Consider the following 19,144-nt stretch of genomic DNA (forward strand, 5'->3'; position numbering starts at 1 on the left):
TCACCGCGTGAAAGCCGCCAAACGACTTGCCCAGTCCGCGCGCCGACAGAACCGTCCGGCCGCCGGATGCGCCGCCATCGTCCGGCCCTGCTTCATGCAGGGCCGTCATATTGCCAGTTGCTGCGTTCATTCAACCAGCCTCTTTTACTGCTTCACAAGCGGGCAGCCGCTTTCTTCCGGCTTCATGTAGGCCTGATCGCCGGGAATGGTGGCAAGGACCTTATAATAATCCCAAGGCGCCTTGCTTTCATCAGGCTTTTTCACTTCCATCAGATACATGTCGTAGATCATGCGTCCGTTGGGGCCGACCTTGCCGTGGCGGGCGAAGACATCTTCGACCGGCATTTCATGCAGCTTCTTGGCAACGGCTTCGGTTTCGTCGGTGCCTGCTTCCTTGATCGCCTTCAGATATTGCGTGACGGCGGAATAGGTGCCTGCCTGAATCATGTTCGGCATGCGGCCCGTGCGCTCGAAGAAGCGCTTGCTGAATTCACGCGATTCATCGTCGCGGTCCCAGTAGAAGCCTTCCGTCAGCGTCAGCCCCTGTGCGGCTTCGAGGCCGAGGCCATGCACTTCGGCAAGCGTGAAGAGCAGGGCTGCGAGGCGTTGGCCGCCAGCAACGATGCCGAATTCCGCCGCCTGCTTGATGGCGTTGGAGGTGTCGAGACCGGCATTGGCGAGACCGACCACCTTCGCGCCGGAGGCCTGTGCCTGCAGCAGGAAGGAGGAATAATCGGTGGTCGCCAGCGGGTGGCGCACCGAACCCAGCACCTTGCCGCCCTTGGATTCCACGAACTTGGTCGTCTGCTCTTCCAGCGAATAGCCGAAAGCATAGTCGGCGGTGAGGAAGTACCAGGTATCGCCGCCCTGCTGCACGAGCGAGCCGCCGGTGCCGACGGCGAGTGCATGGGTGTCATAGGCCCAATGGAAGCCATAGGGCGTGCACTGTTTGCCGGTCAGTTCCGATGTGGCCGCGCCGGTATTGATCGTGATCTTTTTCTTGTCCTTGGACAGGGCCTGCACCGCGAGGCCGACCGATGAGGTCGTCAGTTCCATGATGGAATCGACCTGCTCGGTGTCGTACCACTGGCGCGCAATGTTCGAGGCCACGTCCGGCTTGTTCTGGTGGTCGGCCGTGATGATTTCAATCGGCGCATGGAGCACCTTGCCGCCGAAATCCTCGGCAGCCATCTTGGCAGCTTCGAACGACCATTTGCCGCCGAAATCGGCATAGACGCCGGACTGGTCGTTCAGAATACCGATCTTGACCTTGCCGTCGGAAATTTCCGCCGCCGACGAGATAGCCGTGGCGGCGAAAAGCGCCGCCGTTGCCAATGCGAGACATTTCATGAAGTGCTCCTCCCAATAACACCTTGAGCCATTGCGGAAAAACCGCACGGCATCCTCCTTCAAGCAGTCTTTCGAAATCGGGAAACAGCTTTTCCTCTTCGCCGTTCGCCCTCTGCCCGCGCCCGGTTTGTTCCTCCACCCGGGCTTTGAATTGAACGGTAGCATTGACAAATGCGTACAAGAACAACAATTTTTGAACATTGTCTGTTCAAAAATGTACAGAGGCGGTGGCGGGGGTCATCGCTGCTGTCTGGGAGGCGGCGTGCGGCAGTTTACATGGGACGATCTGCAATATTTTCTGGCGGTTGCCCGCACGGGACAGCTTTCGACGGCGGCGCGGCAATTGCGCACCAGCCATGTCACGGTGCTGCGGCGGATCGACCGGCTGGAACAGGCCCTGGCGACCAAGCTTTTCGAGCGGAACCCGCGCGGCTATCTGCTGACGCCCATCGGTGAACGGCTGGTGACCTCCGCCGAGGTCATGGAACGCGAGGCGGTGAAGTTCCAGACGGAGGCCACGGGCAATCTGGCGGCGCTGTCGGGCGTCGTGCGGCTTTCGACGCTGGAAGGCTTTGGCAATTTCTTCCTCGCCGACCGCTTGCCGGTGCTGGCGCAATCCTATCCGAGCCTGTTCGTGGAAGTGGTGACGATCCAACAGATCATGTCGCTGTCACGCCGCGAGGCGGAATTGTCGATCACGCTGCATATGCCGCGCACCGGTCCCTATCACAGCGAGAAACTGACGCCCTATCGTCTCTTCATCTATGGGCATCGCGATTATCTGGACCGGCATCCGCCGATCAGGACGCGCGAGGACATGGCCCGGCATCCTTTCATCGGTTACATCGACGACATGGTTTTCACGCCCGGCCTCGATTACATGCGCGAGATCCTGCCGGGGCAGCGCTGTACCTATCAAAGCTCGAGCATCCATGCGCAACTGATCGCCACCCAGATCGGCTATGGCCTGTGCGTGCTGCCTTATTTCATCGCGAGCCGGCACCCGGAACTGGTTCCGGTTCTGCCGCGCGAGATGCATCTGGTGCGTGAATACTGGATGAGCTGTCACATCGATGTGGTCGCCGCACCGCGAATCCGGGTGTTGAGCGATTTCATGATCCGCGCCGTGCGCGAGTCGTCAGCAATTTTCCTTGGGGAACCCCTGCTGCGGGCATGATATGGTGTGATTGCCGTTCAGATCGTACCGCCGCCGATGGCGACGATGCATGTAATGACGAGTGCGGTAAAACCGAACCCGATAATGAACAGGTTAAGTGTTTTCATGACCCCTCCCTTTCAACCCTGGGGCGTTATCTTCGACTTGCGGTGGAATGTCTACCTTAAATTGCAACTATCCAGACTAAAGTGGTAGAGCCGTTCTTCAGCCGTTCTCACGCTCGATATCCCGGCGAAGAACGATTGCGGTAGTGAGATCCTCTACTGTCTCATGGGTGGCGATGAGATCGCGCAGGCGATTGAGGCGGTCTATGGAGGGAACTTCAACCTCCACGATCAAATCGAGCTGGCCGCTTACCGACGATACGCGGCGTACTTCGGCATGGCGCGCCAGCTCGTCGAGAAGGCCAAGCGCCGGGGTGCGCTTGAGGCTGACCAGGATTATGGCGCGGATGATATTGCCGTCGATCTGGCCAATATCTGCGCGATAGCCGCGAATGACGCCGCTTTTCTCCAGATTGGCGACACGTTCGCCGGTGGCGCTGCGCGAAAGCCCGATACGGCCCGCAAGCGTCTTCAACGGTATACGCGCCTCCTTGGAGAGAATGGCCAGTATCTCACGATCCTTCGCATCCAGTTCCCGCATGGTCGGATGTGCTCCCGCCGTAAATGTGCCGGTCCATTCCGGCAAAGTGCCGGTCTGACCGACGCCTTGTCTGATGCCTGAAAATCGCGGACATGCCAAGCTCCTCCTGTTGCCTCCCATTCATATTCAACCCGTGAAGCGCCTCCCATGACCGATATTTCGCATCCCGCCCCCGATTTCTCGCCAGAAGAGGCCGAAGTGCTGGCCCAGCTTCATTTCGGCGTGACGGCGAGTGCTTCGCCGCTCGACAGCGAGCGCGACCGCAATTTCCGCCTGAAAACGGGCAATGGGTCGGCGGACTGGATATTGAAGATCGTCAATGCCAGCGAACCGCCCGTGGAAAGCGAATTCCAGACCGCGCTTCTCCAGCATCTGGCCAAGGCCGATCCGGCGCTTGCCGTGCCGCGCCTGAAGGCGAGCCTGTCGGGCGAGGTGCTGGCTTCTGTCGAAAAGGATCAGGGCAAGCCGCATGCGCTGAGGGTGGCGAGCTGGCTTCCCGGCACGCCGCTTGCGGAAGTCCCGCGCACCAGAACGCTCATGCACAACCTTGGCGCAGCGCTCGGCGAACTTGATCGCGCCTTGCAGGGCTTCATCCATCCGGGCGCGCTTCGCGATTTCGACTGGGACCTTCGTCATGCGGGGCGGGCGCGCGACCGGCTGCATTTTATCGACAAGGCGGAAGACCGCGCTGTCGCGGAGCGCTTCCTTGCCCGTTTCGAGCGCGATGTGGTGCCGAAGCTGCCATTGCTGCGCGCGCAGGTGATCCACAACGACGCCAATGACTGGAACGTGCTGGTCGACAGCAAGGACAATGAACGCATTGCCGGGCTGATCGATTTCGGCGATTCCGTTCATACGGTGCTGATCGCCGAAGTGGCGATTGCCTGCGCCTATTCCATCCTGGACATGGACGACCCGATCGGGGCAGCCGCTGCCCTTGCCGCCGGGTTCCATTCGAAATATCCGCTTCTGCCGCAGGAAATCGACCTTCTGTTCGACCTGATCGCAATGCGTCTCGTGACGAGTGTCACGCTGTCGGCGTCGCGCCGCGAAAAGACCGATGACAATCCTTATCTGGCGATCAGCGAAGCACCTGCATGGCGGCTTCTGCACAAGCTGGACGCCATGAACCCGCGCTTTGCCACCGCGATCCTGCGGAAAGCCTGTGGTATCGATGCAGTGGAGGGAGCCGGTGCGGTGCGCCGCTGGATCGCCGCGAACAGCAAGGCTTTCGCGCCTGTCGTGCGCCCGCATCCTGCCACGATGACCAAGGCGCTGGTGCCTTATGGTGACCCGGCCCATGTGATGACGGTCGATTCCGCCGGGCAGCGCCCGAAGGAAGCAACGGCCTGGTGGGATGATTTCTGCGCCCGCAACCGTATCGAACTCGGCATCGGACCATGGGGCGAAAGGCGTACCGTTTATACCGACGAGGCGTTCCGTTCGCGCTTTGTCGAAGGCGAGCGGCGTGTCCACCATCTGGGGCTTGATCTGTTCATGCCCGCAGGCACGCCTGTCTACACGCCGCTTGCAGCCATTGTGAAAAGCGTCGAGATCGAGACCGCGCCGCTTGGCTATGGCGGGTTGATCGCGCTTGAACACCAGCCGGAGGACTGCCCGCCCTTCATCACGCTCTGGGGCCATATGGCGCATGAGGCCATGTCGCGGCTGAAACCCGGCCAGAAGCTCGCCGCTGGCGAACTGGTCGGCTATATGGGCGACATGCACGAGAATGGCGGCTGGACGCCGCATCTCCATTTCCAGATTTCGACCGATACCGGCCTGACGGCTGCGGAAATTCTGGGCGTGGGCGAAAATGCCTTTCTCGATGTATGGGCCGACATCTTCCCGGATGCCGCAGCCCTTGCCGACATTCCGGCGGAAGCTTTCCACCAGAGCGGGCGCACGCGCGCCGAAATCGTCAGCGCGCGCAAGGATATTTTGCTGCCGAACCTCTCCATTTCCTATTCCGAGCCGATCAAGTTCGTGCGCGGCGAGGGCGCATGGCTGATCGACAATCGGGGCCGCGCCTATCTCGACTGCTTCAACAATGTCTGCCATCTCGGCCATGCGCACCCGGAAGTGGTGGAGGCAATTGCCAGACAGGCGGCGATCCTCAACACCAATACGCGCTATCTCCACGACAATATCGTTTCCTATGCTGAGCGGCTGACGGCGACCTTGCCGGAAGGTTTGACGGTAGCGTCATTTGCCTGTTCGGGCAGCGAGGCGAACAGTCTGGCGCTGCGCATGGCGCGCGCGCATTCGGGCCAGCGCGATGCGCTGGTGCTCGACTGGGCCTATCACGGCACGACGCAGGAACTGATCGACCTCAGCCCCTATAAATATAAGCGCAAGGGCGGCAAGGGCCGTCCGGACCATGTGTTCGAGGCCACCATTCCGGACAGCTATCGCGCACCGGAAAACTGGCCGTTGGCGGAACATGGCAAGCGCTTTGCCGAAAGCGTGGCCGAACAGATCGAGGCCATCAAGAAACTTGGGCGCGGCCCCGCCTTTTTCATCGCGGAATCGATCCCGAGCGTTGCCGGTCAGGTCTTCCTGCCGGAAGGCTATCTGCGTGAAGTCTATGCGATGGTGCGCGCTGCTGGCGGCGTCTGCATTGCGGATGAGGTGCAGGTCGGCTTCGGCCGTGTCGGCAGCCACTGGTGGGCGTTTGAAATGCAGGACGTGGTGCCGGATATCGTCACCATGGGCAAGCCCATCGGCAATGGCCATCCGATGTCGGCTGTGGTGACGACCCGCGAAGTCGCCGACAGCTTCAACAATGGCATGGAATATTTCAACACATTCGGCGGCAATCCGGTTTCCTGCGCGGCGGGTCTGGCGGTGCTGGATGTGATCGAACGCGACGGCCTGCGCCGCAACGCGCTGGAGACAGGCAACTATCTCCTCGACGGGTTCCGCGCGATGCAGAAGCGCTTCGACATTATCGGCGATGTGCGCGGGCAGGGGCTGTTCCTCGGCATCGAACTGGTCACTGATCGCAAGACCAGGGAACCAGCGACCGCGCTGGCCAAAAAGATCAACGACGGCGCGCGCGAGCGCGGCATCCTGATGGGAACCGAAGGTCCGTTCGACAATGTGCTGAAAATGCGCCCGCCGATGATCTTCAGCCGCGCCAATGCGGATCATCTCCTGAGCGTTCTGGAGGATAGCTTCGCGGCTGCGCTGAAATAGGGTCTGACCCTGGTTCGTGTCTGATTGAAATAACAACAAGCCCGGCGGGAATGTCGCCGGGCAATGGATCGGCTTTGCTCAAATTCCGAGGCTAGGGCCGATATTCTGGGAGGAGGAACAATGAAAAATATTCTTTTGGGTTCGTTGCTGGCGGCGGGCTTTGCCCTGTCCGCTCAAGGTGGGGCGCAAGCGGACACGCTCTCGACGGTCAAGGAACGCGGCAAGCTCAATTGCGGCGTCAGCCAGGGCGTCGCCGGCTTTTCGTCGCCGGACGATCAGGGCAAATGGACCGGCTTCGACATCGATTTCTGCCGCGCGGTTTCGGCGGCGGTCTTCGGTGATCCCGACAAGGTGAGCTTCATTCCGCTTTCGACCAAGGAGCGCTTTACCGCCTTGCAGTCAGGCACGGTCGATCTGCTTTCACGCCAGACGACGTGGACGCTCTCACGCGACGCGGGCATGGGCATTCTTTTCGTCGGCACAGCCTATTATGACGGGCAGGGCTTTCTGATCCGCAAGGACCTTGGCGTCGACAGCGCGCTGAAGCTTGACGGCGCGTCGGTCTGCACCGAACAGGGCACCACCACCGAACAGAACGCCGCCGATTACTTCAGCGCCAACAATATCAAGTATGAGCCGGTGGTGATCGATTCCGCCGACGGTATTCTGAAGGCGTTTGAAACGGGGCGCTGCGATGTCTACACAACCGACGCATCCGCGCTCTACGCGCAGCGTCTCAAGCTTGCCGAACCAGACGCCTTTACCGTTCTGCCGGAAGTGATTTCCAAGGAGCCGCTTGGACCTGCCGTCCGCCAGGGCGACGACAAATGGTTCAACGTCGTCCGCTGGACCCTGTTCGCGCTGCTTGAGGCAGAGGAACTGGGCGTCACGCAAGCATCGGCTGAAGCGGACCTCAACTCAAAGAAGCCGGATGTGCGCCGTTTCCTCGGCTCGGAAGGCGATGGCGGCCAGCAGCTCGGCCTCGAGCCGAAATGGGCCTATAATGTCGTCTCCACGATCGGCAATTATGGTGAAATGTTTGAACGCACCATCGGCAAGGGCAGCCTGCTCAAGATCGACCGCGGCCTCAATGCCCTGTGGAACAAGGGCGGGCTGATGTATGCGCCGCCTGTAAAGTAAAGCCAGATAAAGCAGATGAAAGAGCCCCGGAAAACCGGGGCTCTCTTGTTTTTACTTCTGCTTCGCAAAACCCTGTTCGCGCATCTGGCTGAGGCTCATCTTCGGGGAAAGCGCTTCGGGATCGATGCGGATTTCGATGAGGCCGGGTTTGCCGGACTTTTCGCAAGCCTCGAAGGCCGGGGCGAAATCAGCCGTCTTCTCCACCACTTCACCATGCAGGCCATAGGCGCGCGCCAATGCCGCGAAGTCGGGATTGGCAAGGCCGGTGCCCGAAACGCGGCCCGGATAGGTGCGCTCCTGATGCATGCGGATCGTGCCGTACATGCCGTTGTTGACGACGATGAAGATGGCGTTGGCGCCATATTGCGCCGCCGTTGCCAGCTCCTGTCCGTTCATGAGGAAACAGCCGTCACCTGCAAAGGCAATGACAGTGCGTTCCGGCGCGGTAAGCTTGGCGGCAACCGCAGCCGGTACGCCATAACCCATCGAGCCGTTGGTGGGCGCAAGCTGGCTGCGATAGGTGCGGTACTGGTAGAAGCGATGCGGCCAGGCGGAATAGTTGCCCGCGCCGTTGGTAATGATGGCGTCGGCTGGCAGATGCGCACGCAGCCATTCCATCACCTCGCCCATCTGCACTTCGCCGGGGATGACCGGCGACTTGATGTTGTCGCGATAATCGGCATTGGCGCTGTCGGTCCACGCCTTCCAGCGAGGATCGGAGGCCGGCGCAAGGCTGGCCGCTGCCGCACAGAAGGCAGGCATGGAGGCATTGACCGGAACGTCCGCATGATAGACGCGGCCCAGTTCCTCAGCGCCCGGATGGATATGGACAAGCTTCTGCTGCGGCACCGGAATGGAGACGAGTTCATAGCCCTGTGTCGTCATTTCGCCGAGGCGGGCGCCGATCACGATCAGCAGGTCGGCATCGCGCACGCGCTGCGCCAGCCTGGGGCTGATCGAGGTGCCCATTTCGCCAGCATAAAGCGGGTGAGTGTTGTCGAACATATCCTGACAGCGGAAGGAAGCAGCGACCGGCAGGTGCATGTTTTCTGCAAATTTGCGCAGGTCGCTGACGGCATCGTCATTCCACCCGCCACCGCCGACGATCACGAGCGGCCGTTCGGCCTTTGCAAGCAGCGCCTGCATGTCCTGCAACTGGTCCGCGCCTGGATGCATCTGAACCTGCTTATAGGCCGGTGTGTCGCTGACGGCGGCATAGGATGTCAGCATGTCTTCCGGCAGCGCGATCACGACAGGGCCGGGACGTCCGTTGACGGCGCGGTGAAAGGCCTGGCTGACGAGTTCCGGTATGCGGGCGGCATCGTCGATCTGGACGACCCATTTGGCCATCTGGCCGAACATGCGGCGATAATCGATTTCCTGGAAGGCCTCGCGCTCGACCTGATCGCTGGCGACCTGTCCGATGAAGAGCAGCATCGGCGTCGAGTCTTGAAAAGCGGTGTGCACGCCGACGGAGGCGTTGGTCGCGCCCGGGCCGCGTGTGACGAAGCAGATGCCGGGCTTGCCGGTCAGCTTGCCATAGGCTTCCGCCATATAGGCCGCGCCGCCTTCCTGCCGGCAGACGATCAGGTCGATCGCATCGCTGGCATCGTGAAAGGCGTCAAGCGCAGCGAGATAGCTCTCGCCGGGTACGCAGAAGACGCGGTCGGCCCCGTGGATGCGCAGCGCATCCACCAAAATCTGGCCTCCGGTACGGGCATTGGGTTTGCTCGTCATTGTATGCATTTCCTCAATCTCACCATGTCTGGCTCGCCATTCCCGGCTTGCCTTGCAAGGGCGGTTTTTCCGCCTCTTTTCAAAAAGATCGTCCCGAAATTCCGGACAATTCATGTGTTTGGGGGAACGGGAACTCATGGTCAGACGCACCCAAATGGCCGACAGGTGCACCGGGCCTTGGTCTCGCGGCCGGGTTTTACCCTCAACCGTCTGCTTTTCCTCCCAGTCAAGCACGCTGATATGAACATAGCCAGCGGTGCGAATACAGATTAAACATCATGACCAAACAGTATGAACTCATGATGCACCGGTATGGAGGAAAGGCAATGGCCAGGGAAAAGACGGGCGAGATCCGCATCGGCATTGGCGGCTGGGCCTATGAACCGTGGGACGAGAGCTTCTATCCCGAGAAACTTCCGAAGAAGCGCCAGCTTGAATATGCGTCGAGCAAGCTCACTTCCATCGAAATCAACAGCACCTATTACGGTCCGCAGAAACCTGCGACCTTCGCCAAATGGCACGATGAAACACCGGACGGCTTCGTGTTTTCGCTGAAAGCGCCGCGTTTTTCCACCAATCGCCGTGTGCTGGCCGAAGCGGGCGAGAGCATCGAGAAGTTCATGACCGGTGGCATGATGGAGCTGAAAGACAAGCTCGGCGTGGTCAACTGGCAGTTCATGGGAACGAAGAAGTTCGATCCCGTGGATTTCGAGGCGTTCTTGAAGCTTCTGCCCAAGCGGGTCGACGGGCGCGACGTGCGCCATGCTGTGGAAGTGCGCCACGACAGTTTCAACTCGCCGGAGTTCATTGCGCTGCTGCGCGAATATGGTGTGGCGGTGGTGATTGCGGGCGACAGCGACTTTCCGCAATTTGCCGATATGACGGCGCCTTTCGCCTATTTCCGCATCATGGGGACGAAGGAAAGCCAGCCGGGCGGTTATGGCAAGGACGAACTCGATCAGTGGGCGGCGCGCGCAAAGGCAGTTGCCGCCGGAGAGCTTGCCGAAGGGTTGAAGACCGTCACGCCGCCCGTTGCCGATTATATCGCCCGCGATGTCTATCTCTACGTCATCAGCGGCTATAAGGCGCATAATCCGCATGCGGCCATGGCCTTGATCGAACGGATAAAATGATGCCTCGTGGCGGTTGTTGATTTCATCTGAGTCGCCTGAGCATCATGTCAAAATTCGATCTTCCCGCGCTAGAAGCTTTCGTTCGCACCGTTCCGCAGCACTATAAGGGGCCGGGCGGCGCGGTCGCCGTGGTGAAGGATGGCAAGGTCGTCCTGCGCCACGCCTGGGGCTTTGCCGATCTTTCAGCGCGCAAGGCGATGACGCCGCAAACGCGCATGCCGATCTGCTCGGTCAGCAAGCAGTTCACCTGCGCCGTGTTGCTGGACAGCGTTGGCGAGCCGGAAGTTCTTGACGATGCGCTTGCCGCCTATCTCGACAGGTTCACGGAAGAACGCCCGAGCGTGCGCGACCTGTGCAACAACCAGTCGGGCCTGCGCGACTACTGGGCGCTGACTGTTCTTTGCGGGGCCGATCCGGAAGGCGTCTTGCTGCCGGAACAGGCGCAAAGCCTGCTGCGCCGCCTGAAGACCACGCATTTCGCGCCGGGCACGCATTATTCCTATTGCAACGGCAATTTCCGCATTCTGGCTGATCTTATCGAAAGCCATACGGGCCGAACCCTGGTCGAGCTTCTGGCGGAGCGTATTTTCAAGCCTGCTGGCATGAAGACCGCAGAACTCATCCCCGATACCGCGCTGTTCGACGAATGCACCGGCTATGAGGGCGATACGGTGCGCGGGTTCCTGCCTGCCGTCAATCGCATCCACTGGATGGGCGATGCGGGCATCTGCGCGTCGCTCGACGACATGATCGCCTGGGAACAGTTTATCGACGCGACACGCGACGACGAAAACGGAATATATCGTCGCCTGAGCGGTCCGCAGACTTTCAGCGATGGCAAAGCGGCTCCTTACGGCCTCGGCCTCAAGTTCGAGGAAGCAGGCGGCAGGCGGCTCACCGGCCATGGCGGGGCACTGCGCGGCTGGCGCTGCCAGCGCTGGCACTGCGCCGATGAGCGCCTCTCGACGATTGCCCTGTTCAATTTTGAAGGCGGCGCGTCCGATGTCGCCTTCAAGCTGATGAATATCGCGCTTGGCGTTTCCACGACGGAACAGGTCCGGGTCGAAGCCGATGCCGCTTGGTTCGGTTCGTGGCTGGGCCATGAAACCGGCCTCGTGCTGAGCCTCGAAGATGCCGGGCGCGGGCGCATGAAGGCGCGTTTCGGCACCGGGCCGGAAGTGATGGATGTGGTGGGCGAGAACGAAGCGCGCTCGTCGATGACCACGATCCGCCGCAAGGGCGATACGATCCATCTGACGCGTGAGGATGAAAATCTCAGCCTGACGATGCAGCGCCTCAAAGGTGCGGCGAAGCAGGATATCGCGGGGCGCTATAGCAGCGACGAGCTTGAAGCCGATCTTCTGATCGTCAATGAGGGCGGTGCATTCTACGGGGCGTTCGAGGGTTTTCTCGGCAAGAGCGACATGTATCCGCTCTACGAGGCAGGCCCGGATGTCTGGCTGCTGCCGGTACAGCGCTCCATGGATGCGCCGTCGCCCGGCGAATGGAAACTTGTCTTCCATCGCGATGCCAAAGGCGGGATAACAGGCATGACCGTCGGCTGCTGGCTGGCGCGGCATGTGGACTACAGGAGAATTCCGGAATGAGCGAACTGAAAGTCAGGACCCGCGAGACGGGCGCCGTCGCTGAAATGCCGCATGGAAAGCTTCCGGTCATCACTACGCCGACCGGCGGCGTTGTCGAAATCGTCACCAGTGTCAGTCAGGCAGGCTTCAACCCGCTCGACCTCATCTATTCGTCGGTCGCGGCCTGCATGGCGCTCAGCGCGCGCATTGCTGCCGGCAAGCTCGAGCTGAAGGACAAATTGACCGATGTGCGGGTGGAGGTGAAGGGCGACAAGGCGCATGAAGGGCCGTCGCGCATCGAGCGGTTCGATATCACCTTTCATTTCAGTGGCGATCTGACCGGGGACGAAAAGCACCGGCTTGCGGAAATGGCCGAGGAAATCTGCACGGTCAGCAATACGCTGCGCGGCGAGCCGCAGTTTGATCTGAAGGTATCGTAGCCTTGAGAGTGGTTCTATATGATGGAGCCGTAAGAACCTCTCTCTTTCTCCTTTACCGCATTTTCGAACGCAAAACCGGTTCCCACTCTCAAATAACGTCCCGGATGCGATCGACGCCAAGCTTGATGACGCTTTCCATGGCCTGACGCGCTTTCTGCGGGTCGCGCGATGCGATGGCATGGGCAATGCGCAGGTGATTGGCCGCGCATTCGGCAATGCCTTCCCGCGATGCCGCAGGCGATGAAAGCTGAAACGAGATTGCAAGCGCCGCCTCGATCAGGCCGCTGACCGAGCGCATGAACGGGTTGCCCGACATGCGGGCGATGGCAAGGTGGAATTCCAGATCGACCTTGGCGATGGATTCAGGCGTGTGGTCGGGATTGTCGAATTTGGCGGCGAGGGCGTAAAGTTCGACGATCTCGTCGCTGGAGGCGCGCTCTGCTGCCGCAGCCGCTGCCGCCGGTTCGAGCGCCATGCGCATTTCCGCCAGATGATCCACGAAGACTTCATCGAAGCCCGCCTCGAAGCGCCAGGTCAATACGTCGGGATCGAAGAAATTCCAGCTGGCATGGCCCAGAACGCGCGTGCCGACCTTGGCCTTGGGTTCGATCAGGCGCTTGGCGGCAAGCGTCTTCATCGCCTCGCGCAGGACGGTGCGGGATACACCGAAGCGCAACGACAGTTCATGGTCGCCCGGAAGGATCGAGCCTTCGGGAATGTTGCCCGCGACGATCCCACGGCCCAGTTCCCCCACAACCACCGCGTGGCTGTTGTGGCGCTTGCGTCCGGTTATGGCCGTTTCCAGCAATCCCAATTCAGGCCTCCTTCATGCGTTGCCGCGCGTGTTTTATATCGGAAAACCACAAGAGTCCCCGTTGCAGGGCGATAAACAGAAACAGCAATATACCGATTGCAATTTTCGTCCACCATGAAGACAGCGTTCCGTCGAAAACAATGTAGGTCTGGATCAGCCCCTGTATGAGAATGCCGACGAATGTGCCTGCCACAAGGCCCGCGCCGCCCGTCAGGAGCGTCCCGCCGATCACCACCGAAGCGATGGCGTCGAGTTCCACGCCGACCGTTGCCAGCGAATAGCCGGACGAGGTGTAAAGCGTATAGACGATCCCCGCGAGGCCGGAAAGCACGCCCGACATCGTATAGATGCCGATTGTGGTACGGGCAATCGGAACGCCCATCAGTTCCGCCGATTGCTGGTTGCCGCCAAGCGCGTAGATATTGGCGCCGAAGCGCGTGCGATGGGCGATGATGCCGCCGACGATGAAGACCGCGAGCACGAGCATGGCGATGAATGTCAGCCTTCCGCCGCCCGGAAGCCGGAGATAAAGCCCCTGCAAGGTATCGAGAAACGGATGCGCTATGGGTACTGATTGGGTGGAGATGAGGAAGGCCGCGCCGCGTGCCAGAAACATGCCGGCAAGCGTGGCGACGAAAGGCGGGATGCCAAGGAAATGGATCATCACGCCCATCCATGCCCCGAACAAGGCCGCGATCACCAGAATGAGTGCGAAAGCCACGAGCGGATGCACGCCAAGCTGCCCCACCAGAACGGCGACGAAGACGCTGGTAAAGGCGATGACCGAGCCGACCGAAAGGTCGATGCCACCCGAAAGGATCACGAATGTCATGCCGACGGCGGCAATGCCCAGAAAGGCATTGTCGGTCAGAAGATTGCCGATCACCCGCGTCGACAGCATGTTCGGAAACTGGATGATGCAGATCGCATAGGCAAGCAGGAAGATTGCAACGGTTGTCAGGAAAGGCAGATTGCGTAGCGCTCTCATTGCTGTGCTCCCTGCTGGCTTTGGCGGACCGGCTTGGCTCCGTCGCCCTTGCGCTCGGAGCGCAGGAAGGCGATCAGCTGGACGATGGCCGGTGACTGGAAGGTGAGTACGATCACGATGATGATCGCCTTGATGATGAGGTTGAATTCCGGCGGAAAGCCCGCCATCAGGATGCCGGTATTGATCGACTGGATGATGAGAGCGCCGAGCAGCGAGGCCATGATCGAGAAACGTCCGCCATTGAGCGACGTGCCGCCGATGACGACCGCCAGAATGGCGTCGAGCTCGAGCCACAGCCCTGCATTATTGGCGTCCGCGCCACGAATATCCGCCGCCGCGATCAGCCCGGCAAGGGCTGCGCCAACGCCGGAAACCGCATAGACGCTGAACAGGAGAAAGTGCGCCTTGACCCCCGCCAGCATCGCCGCGCGACGGTTGATGCCGGTTGCTTCGATCAGGAAGCCGAGCGCGCTCGTGCGCACGGCAAGGCCCACCGCGAGACCGGCCAGAATCCAGATCAGGACCGGAACGGGCACGCCGAGGAAGGAGCCGGAGCCAAGTGCGGCAAAGGAATCATTGTTGAAGGTCAGGATCGCGCCTTCGGTGATAAGCTGCGCGATGCCGCGCCCCGCCACCATCAGGATGAGCGTTGCGATGATAGGCTGGAGATCGAAGACGGCGACCAGGAAGCCGTTCCACAGGCCGCAGAGCAGGCCGACGCCAAGTGCCGCCGGAATGACGATAGCAAGCGGATAGCCCGCCACGATGAGCGAAGCGGCAAAGGCGCCGCTGATCGCCATCACCGCGCCGACCGAAAGGTCGATGCCGCGGGTTGCGATCACAAGTGTCATGCCGACGGACAGGATGGCGACGGGCGCCGCACGCACCAGAATATCGATCAGGCTGCCATAGAGGCGTCCGTTCTGGAAGGAAATGTCGAGAAATCCGGGCGCGATGATGGTGTTCGCCGCCAGAATGAGCACGAGGGCAGCGAGCTGGGGGGCAAGTCTTTTCAGTTTTCTGGTCATGCGGGCAATCATGCTGCCGCTTCCTTTTCGCTTCCGGTCTCTGCGATTGCGCGCACGATGTTGTCGGCGGTGATTTCCTCGCCTTTCAGTTCCGCGACATGGCGGCGATCCGAGAGGACGACGACACGGTTGGCCACGGCGGCAAGCTCCTCGAATTCCGACGAGATGATGACGAGCGACATGCCTTCGGCGCAAAGCTCGCCGATGAGCTTGAGGATTTCGGCATGGGCGCCGATATCGATGCCGCGCGTCGGCTCATCCAGGATCAGGAGACGCGGATCGGTAGCGAGCCAGCGCGCCAGAATGGCTTTCTGCTGGTTGCCGCCGGACAGGAACTTGATCGGCTTGTCGGGATCGGGAGGCCGGATATCGAGCGCCTTGATATAGCGCTGGGCAAGCGCCGTCTTCTCGCGTGCAGAGATCGGTCTCGACCAGCCACGCTTCGCCTGAACGGCGAGCGCGATGTTTTCGGCCACCGAAAAATCGCCGATGATGCCATCGGTCTTGCGCTCTTCCGGACAAAAGGCAAAGCGCTCGGCAATCGCCGCAACGGGCGAGGGCAGCCGGGTCTCCTTTCCATCGACGGTCAGGCTTCCGCTATCGGTCTGATCGACCCCGAACATCAAAAGTGCGGTTTCGGTGCGTCCGGACCCAAGCAGACCGGCAATGCCGACGGCTTCTCCGGGCCTGATCGAGAGATCGAATGGCGCAACGCTGCCCTTTTTGCCGAAGTCCGAAAAACGGATCGGCGCGACCGTTTCCGCGCTGACATCCTCGGTGAGCTGGCGGCGCACGGTTTCCTGCAATTGATGGCCCAGCATCATGGAAATAAGGTCGGTGCGCGGCAGGTCCGACAGGTTTCGGCTGCCGACCAGACGACCGTTGCGCAGCACGGTGGCGCAATCAGCAATCGCATAGACCTGATCCAGAAAATGGGTGATGACAATGATGCCAAGGCCATCGGCCTTCAACTGGCGCAGAACGCCAAATAGCATTTCGACTTCACGCGCGTCGAGACTGGCGGTCGGCTCATCGAGCACCAGCACCTTGCCGGAAAGATCGACGGCGCGGGCAATGGCGATGATCTGGCGGATGGCGACCGAATAGGCAGACAGAGGCGCACCGACATCAATAGCGAGGCCGTAGCGCGAAAGGAGCTGCGCCGCATCCCTTTCCATCCGCCCGCGATCGACCAGCCCGAAGCGCCTGGGCTGGCGTCCAAGGAACAGGTTTTCTGCAACCGTCAGGTTTTCGAGCAGGTTGACTTCCTGATAGACCGTGCCGATGCCGAGCGTCTGGGCTTCCGCCACGGATGCGGGCGCAATCGGCTGGCCTTCAAGCAGTATCGATCCATCGAAGCCGTGATAGGCGCCGGTCAGGATCTTGATGAGCGTGGATTTGCCCGCGCCGTTTTCGCCGAGCAAGGCGTGGATTTCGCCGCGGTGAAGCGTGAAATCGACATGGTCGAGCGCGGTTACGCCCAGAAAGGATTTGGTGATCGAACGGGCTTCAAGAAGCGGTGTTCCCACCGCCGATGCAGCGTCTTTTGCAGCCATGGCATTCTTCCGTTTGCGCTTCGCAAAGGGGTATCCGGGCCGACAGCGGCCCGGATGAAGCGGATCAGTAGCCGAGGCCCTTCTTGGCTTCGTAGACGGCCTTCGGATCGTCAGCCTGTGTGTAAAGCTTCGATTCCGTCTGGATCCATTTCGGCGGAACGGTGCCCTTGTCCTTGAAGGCTTCAATCGCGTCGAAGGCCGGGCCTGCCATGTTCGGCGTCAGCTCGACGGTTGCGTTGGCTTCTCCAGCCGCCATGGCCTGAAAGATATCCGGCACGGAGTCGATCGACACGATCTTGATTTCCGTTCCCGGCTTCAGGCCAGCTTCCTTGATGGCCTGGATGGCGCCGACGGCCATGTCGTCATTATGGGCGTAGACGGCGCAGATGTTCTTGCCGCCGCCTTCGGCCTTGATGAAGCTTTCCATGACTTCCTTGCCCTTGGTGCGGGTGAAGTCACCGGTCTGCGAACGGGTGATCTTGATGTTGTCGTGTCCCTTGATCGCGTCCTCAAAGCCCTTCTTGCGGTTGATGGCAGGCGAGGAGCCGGTGGTGCCCTGAAGCTCAACGACGTTGCATGGCTTGTCGCCCACATCCTTCACCAGCCAGTCGCCGGCCACCTTGCCTTCATGCACCTGATCGGAGGTGACGGCGGTGAGGTAAAGATCTTCCGGGGAATCGATCTGGCGATCAAGCAGCACGACCGGAATTTCCGCTTCCTTGGCTTCCTTCAAGACCGCATCCCAGCCGGTGGAGACGACCGGCGCGATCAGGATCGCATCGACCCCTTGAGCAATGAAGCCGCGAACGGCCTTGATCTGGTTTTCCTGCTTCTGCTGGGCGTCGGCGAATTTCAGCGTATAGCCGCGCTTTTCGGCTTCCTGCTTGGTCAGGGCCGTTTCTGCGGCGCGCCAGCCCGATTCCGAACCGATCTGCGAAAAGCCGACCGTCAGCGATGCGGCGGATGCGCTCGAAATCAGGGCAAGCGATAGTGCGGCCGTCAGAGCCGCCAGACTGCGTTTCATGATAGTTCCTCCCAATAATAAGGCCCTCCCGGCCTTCGTGTTTATGAAGCATATAATATTACTTTATGGCAAGCGCCTTTCGATAATTCCCAATAAAATGCTGGTGCGACAAACGGGCAATATCTAAATTTATGAATATGAAACAAAGGCTTGTATCATTGCGCGGGGAGCAGCTTTTCTGAACGATGCATGTGGGGGCGTCTGCTTGCTTGACAAAGCAGGCTGCAGCAAAATAGTCATATTAATAACGCGAACCGTGGATTGACGCCTTGTGGTGTTTTTCAAGCGGTCAGGGTGAATTCCGCAAAGGGTAATGCGGAAAACGGGAGGTTTAATGTTACGTCTGGTCCAGTTCCGCGACGAAAGCGGAGAAATGCGTGTGGCTGCCTGCAATGACGAGGGAGCGGCGCATGTCGTCAGGGGCGTGGCAACGACCTACGAACTGGCCTCGGCGGCAATTGCCGCAGGCATCAGCCTTGAAGAACAGGTGGCGAAGAGCGGTAAGGGCGAGGCTGTCGATATCGATGCCGCCCTGGCAGCGGGCCGCGTCGGCCTGCCGATCACGCATGCCGATCCGGCGCATCTGATCGTGGCCGGTACGGGCTTGACGCATCTGGGTTCCGCCGATGGCCGCGACAAGATGCACAAGGCCGCGCAGGCTGCCGAGAAGCCGACCGATTCCATGCGCATGTTCCTGATGGGCGTCGAAGGCGGCAAGCCGAAGCCGGGTGAGACCGGCGTTCAGCCGGAATGGTTCTACAAGGGCGACGGCTCCGCGCTGGTCGCAACCGGCGGTGAACTGGTTTCGCCTTCCTTTGCCGAGGATGGCGGCGAAGAGCCGGAGCTTGCAGGCGTCTATCTGATCGGCCCGGATGGTACGCCGTTCCGGCTCGGCTTCTGCCTTGCCAACGAGTTTTCCGACCATGTGACCGAAAAGCAGAACTATCTCTGGCTTGCCCATTCCAAGCTGCGGCAGGCGGCGCTTGGGCCGGAGCTCTATGTGGGCGCGCTGCCGGATCATGTGGAAGGCGTTTCGCGCATTCGTCGCGGCGATGAGATCATTTTTGAAAAGCCGTTCCTGTCGGGCGAAGCGAACATGTCGCACACCATCGCCAATCTGGAACATCATCATTTCAAATATGAGCTGTTCCGCCGTCCGGGCGACATTCATGTTCACTTCTTCGGCACGGCGACCCTGTCCTTCTCGGAAGGCGTGAAGACGGAAACTGGCGACCAGTTCGAGATTTCCGCCAAGCCGTTCCGCTATCCGCTGGTCAACAGGCTGGCGCAGGCGTCCGCCGAAGACGTTGTTGTGAAGGCGCTCTGAA

Annotated in this window: 15 protein-coding genes and 1 pseudogene; 7 read left to right on the forward strand and 9 right to left on the reverse strand. The window is 60.5% G+C overall.

Annotated features, from left to right (window positions below):
• Both ACS5UA_RS00005 and ACS5UA_RS00010 read right to left on the reverse strand, forming a co-directional pair.
• Positions 1–130, reverse strand: a pseudogene (locus ACS5UA_RS00005) (ABC transporter ATP-binding protein); the annotation flags it as partial.
• Positions 131–144: 14 nt separating this feature from the next.
• Positions 145–1,350, reverse strand: a complete 1,206-nt coding sequence (locus ACS5UA_RS00010) for an ABC transporter substrate-binding protein (protein WP_443101042.1) — start codon at positions 1,348–1,350, stop codon at positions 145–147.
• Positions 1,351–1,612: 262 nt separating this feature from the next.
• Between ACS5UA_RS00010 and ACS5UA_RS00015 the strand changes: the two genes are divergently transcribed.
• Positions 1,613–2,527 carry a LysR family transcriptional regulator gene (locus ACS5UA_RS00015; RefSeq protein ID WP_006472975.1) on the forward strand — a complete coding sequence of 305 codons (915 nt, stop codon included), beginning with the start codon at positions 1,613–1,615 and terminating at the stop codon, positions 2,525–2,527.
• A 204-nt stretch (positions 2,528–2,731) separates the two neighbouring features.
• On the opposite strand, the gene ACS5UA_RS00020 is transcribed toward ACS5UA_RS00015, so the two are convergent.
• Positions 2,732–3,172: an Lrp/AsnC family transcriptional regulator gene (locus tag ACS5UA_RS00020; protein WP_006472973.1), complete on the reverse strand. Its 441-nt coding sequence runs from the start codon at positions 3,170–3,172 to the stop codon at positions 2,732–2,734.
• 147 nt (positions 3,173–3,319) lie between these two features.
• On the opposite strand from ACS5UA_RS00020, the gene ACS5UA_RS00025 reads away from it, so the two are divergent.
• On the forward strand, positions 3,320–6,370 hold the full coding sequence (locus tag ACS5UA_RS00025) for an aminotransferase class III-fold pyridoxal phosphate-dependent enzyme (protein ID WP_443101043.1): 3,051 nt from the start codon (positions 3,320–3,322) through the stop codon (positions 6,368–6,370).
• 120 nt (positions 6,371–6,490) lie between these two features.
• The gene (locus tag ACS5UA_RS00030; protein WP_006467521.1) at positions 6,491–7,510 is read left to right on the forward strand and encodes an amino acid ABC transporter substrate-binding protein; all 1,020 of its coding nucleotides are present in this window, start codon (positions 6,491–6,493) and stop codon (positions 7,508–7,510) included.
• Positions 7,511–7,561: 51 nt separating this feature from the next.
• On the opposite strand, the gene ACS5UA_RS00035 is transcribed toward ACS5UA_RS00030, so the two are convergent.
• Entirely contained in the window at positions 7,562–9,247 is a 1,686-nt protein-coding gene (locus ACS5UA_RS00035) for a thiamine pyrophosphate-binding protein (RefSeq protein ID WP_443101044.1), read from the reverse strand.
• A gap of 326 nt (positions 9,248–9,573) precedes the next feature.
• Here ACS5UA_RS00035 and ACS5UA_RS00040 point away from each other — a divergent pair, with 326 nt between their 5' ends.
• The 3 genes from ACS5UA_RS00040 to ACS5UA_RS00050 are packed head-to-tail and all read left to right on the forward strand — an operon-like array spanning position 9,574 to position 12,406.
• The gene (locus ACS5UA_RS00040) at positions 9,574–10,380 is read left to right on the forward strand and encodes a DUF72 domain-containing protein (protein WP_112702048.1); all 807 of its coding nucleotides are present in this window, start codon (positions 9,574–9,576) and stop codon (positions 10,378–10,380) included.
• A gap of 44 nt (positions 10,381–10,424) precedes the next feature.
• The gene (locus tag ACS5UA_RS00045; RefSeq protein WP_443101045.1) at positions 10,425–11,987 is read left to right on the forward strand and encodes a D-aminopeptidase; all 1,563 of its coding nucleotides are present in this window, start codon (positions 10,425–10,427) and stop codon (positions 11,985–11,987) included.
• Positions 11,984–12,406 carry an OsmC family protein gene (locus ACS5UA_RS00050; protein WP_312969641.1) on the forward strand — a complete coding sequence of 141 codons (423 nt, stop codon included), beginning with the start codon at positions 11,984–11,986 and terminating at the stop codon, positions 12,404–12,406. The genes ACS5UA_RS00045 and ACS5UA_RS00050 overlap by 4 nt, the downstream gene beginning before the upstream one ends.
• 88 nt (positions 12,407–12,494) lie before the next feature.
• On the opposite strand, the gene ACS5UA_RS00055 is transcribed toward ACS5UA_RS00050, so the two are convergent.
• From ACS5UA_RS00055 to ytfQ, 5 genes are all read right to left on the reverse strand, one after another.
• Positions 12,495–13,220, reverse strand: a complete 726-nt coding sequence (locus ACS5UA_RS00055) for a FadR/GntR family transcriptional regulator (RefSeq protein ID WP_006467514.1) — start codon at positions 13,218–13,220, stop codon at positions 12,495–12,497.
• 1 nt (position 13,221) lies between these two features.
• On the reverse strand, positions 13,222–14,208 hold the full coding sequence (gene yjfF, locus ACS5UA_RS00060; protein ID WP_443101046.1) for a galactofuranose ABC transporter, permease protein YjfF: 987 nt from the start codon (positions 14,206–14,208) through the stop codon (positions 13,222–13,224).
• Positions 14,205–15,248: an ABC transporter permease gene (locus ACS5UA_RS00065; RefSeq protein WP_006467512.1), complete on the reverse strand. Its 1,044-nt coding sequence runs from the start codon at positions 15,246–15,248 to the stop codon at positions 14,205–14,207. Before ACS5UA_RS00065 ends, yjfF begins: the two co-directional genes overlap by 4 nt.
• Positions 15,245–16,792, reverse strand: coding sequence for a sugar ABC transporter ATP-binding protein (locus tag ACS5UA_RS00070; protein ID WP_443101047.1), 1,548 nt, complete (start codon positions 16,790–16,792; stop codon positions 15,245–15,247). The genes ACS5UA_RS00065 and ACS5UA_RS00070 overlap by 4 nt, the downstream gene beginning before the upstream one ends.
• A gap of 64 nt (positions 16,793–16,856) precedes the next feature.
• A complete protein-coding gene (ytfQ, locus tag ACS5UA_RS00075; RefSeq protein WP_006472965.1) occupies positions 16,857–17,816 on the reverse strand; it encodes a galactofuranose ABC transporter, galactofuranose-binding protein YtfQ in 960 nt (319 codons plus the stop codon).
• Positions 17,817–18,150: 334 nt separating this feature from the next.
• Between ytfQ and araD1 the strand changes: the two genes are divergently transcribed.
• Positions 18,151–19,143: an AraD1 family protein gene (araD1, locus tag ACS5UA_RS00080; protein ID WP_443101048.1), complete on the forward strand. Its 993-nt coding sequence runs from the start codon at positions 18,151–18,153 to the stop codon at positions 19,141–19,143.
• The last annotated feature ends 1 nt before the right edge of the window (position 19,144 follow it).

Source organism: Brucella sp. RRSP16 (assembly GCF_052246815.1).
In the GTDB taxonomy this organism is placed as follows: Bacteria; Pseudomonadota; Alphaproteobacteria; order Rhizobiales; family Rhizobiaceae; genus Brucella; species Brucella intermedia.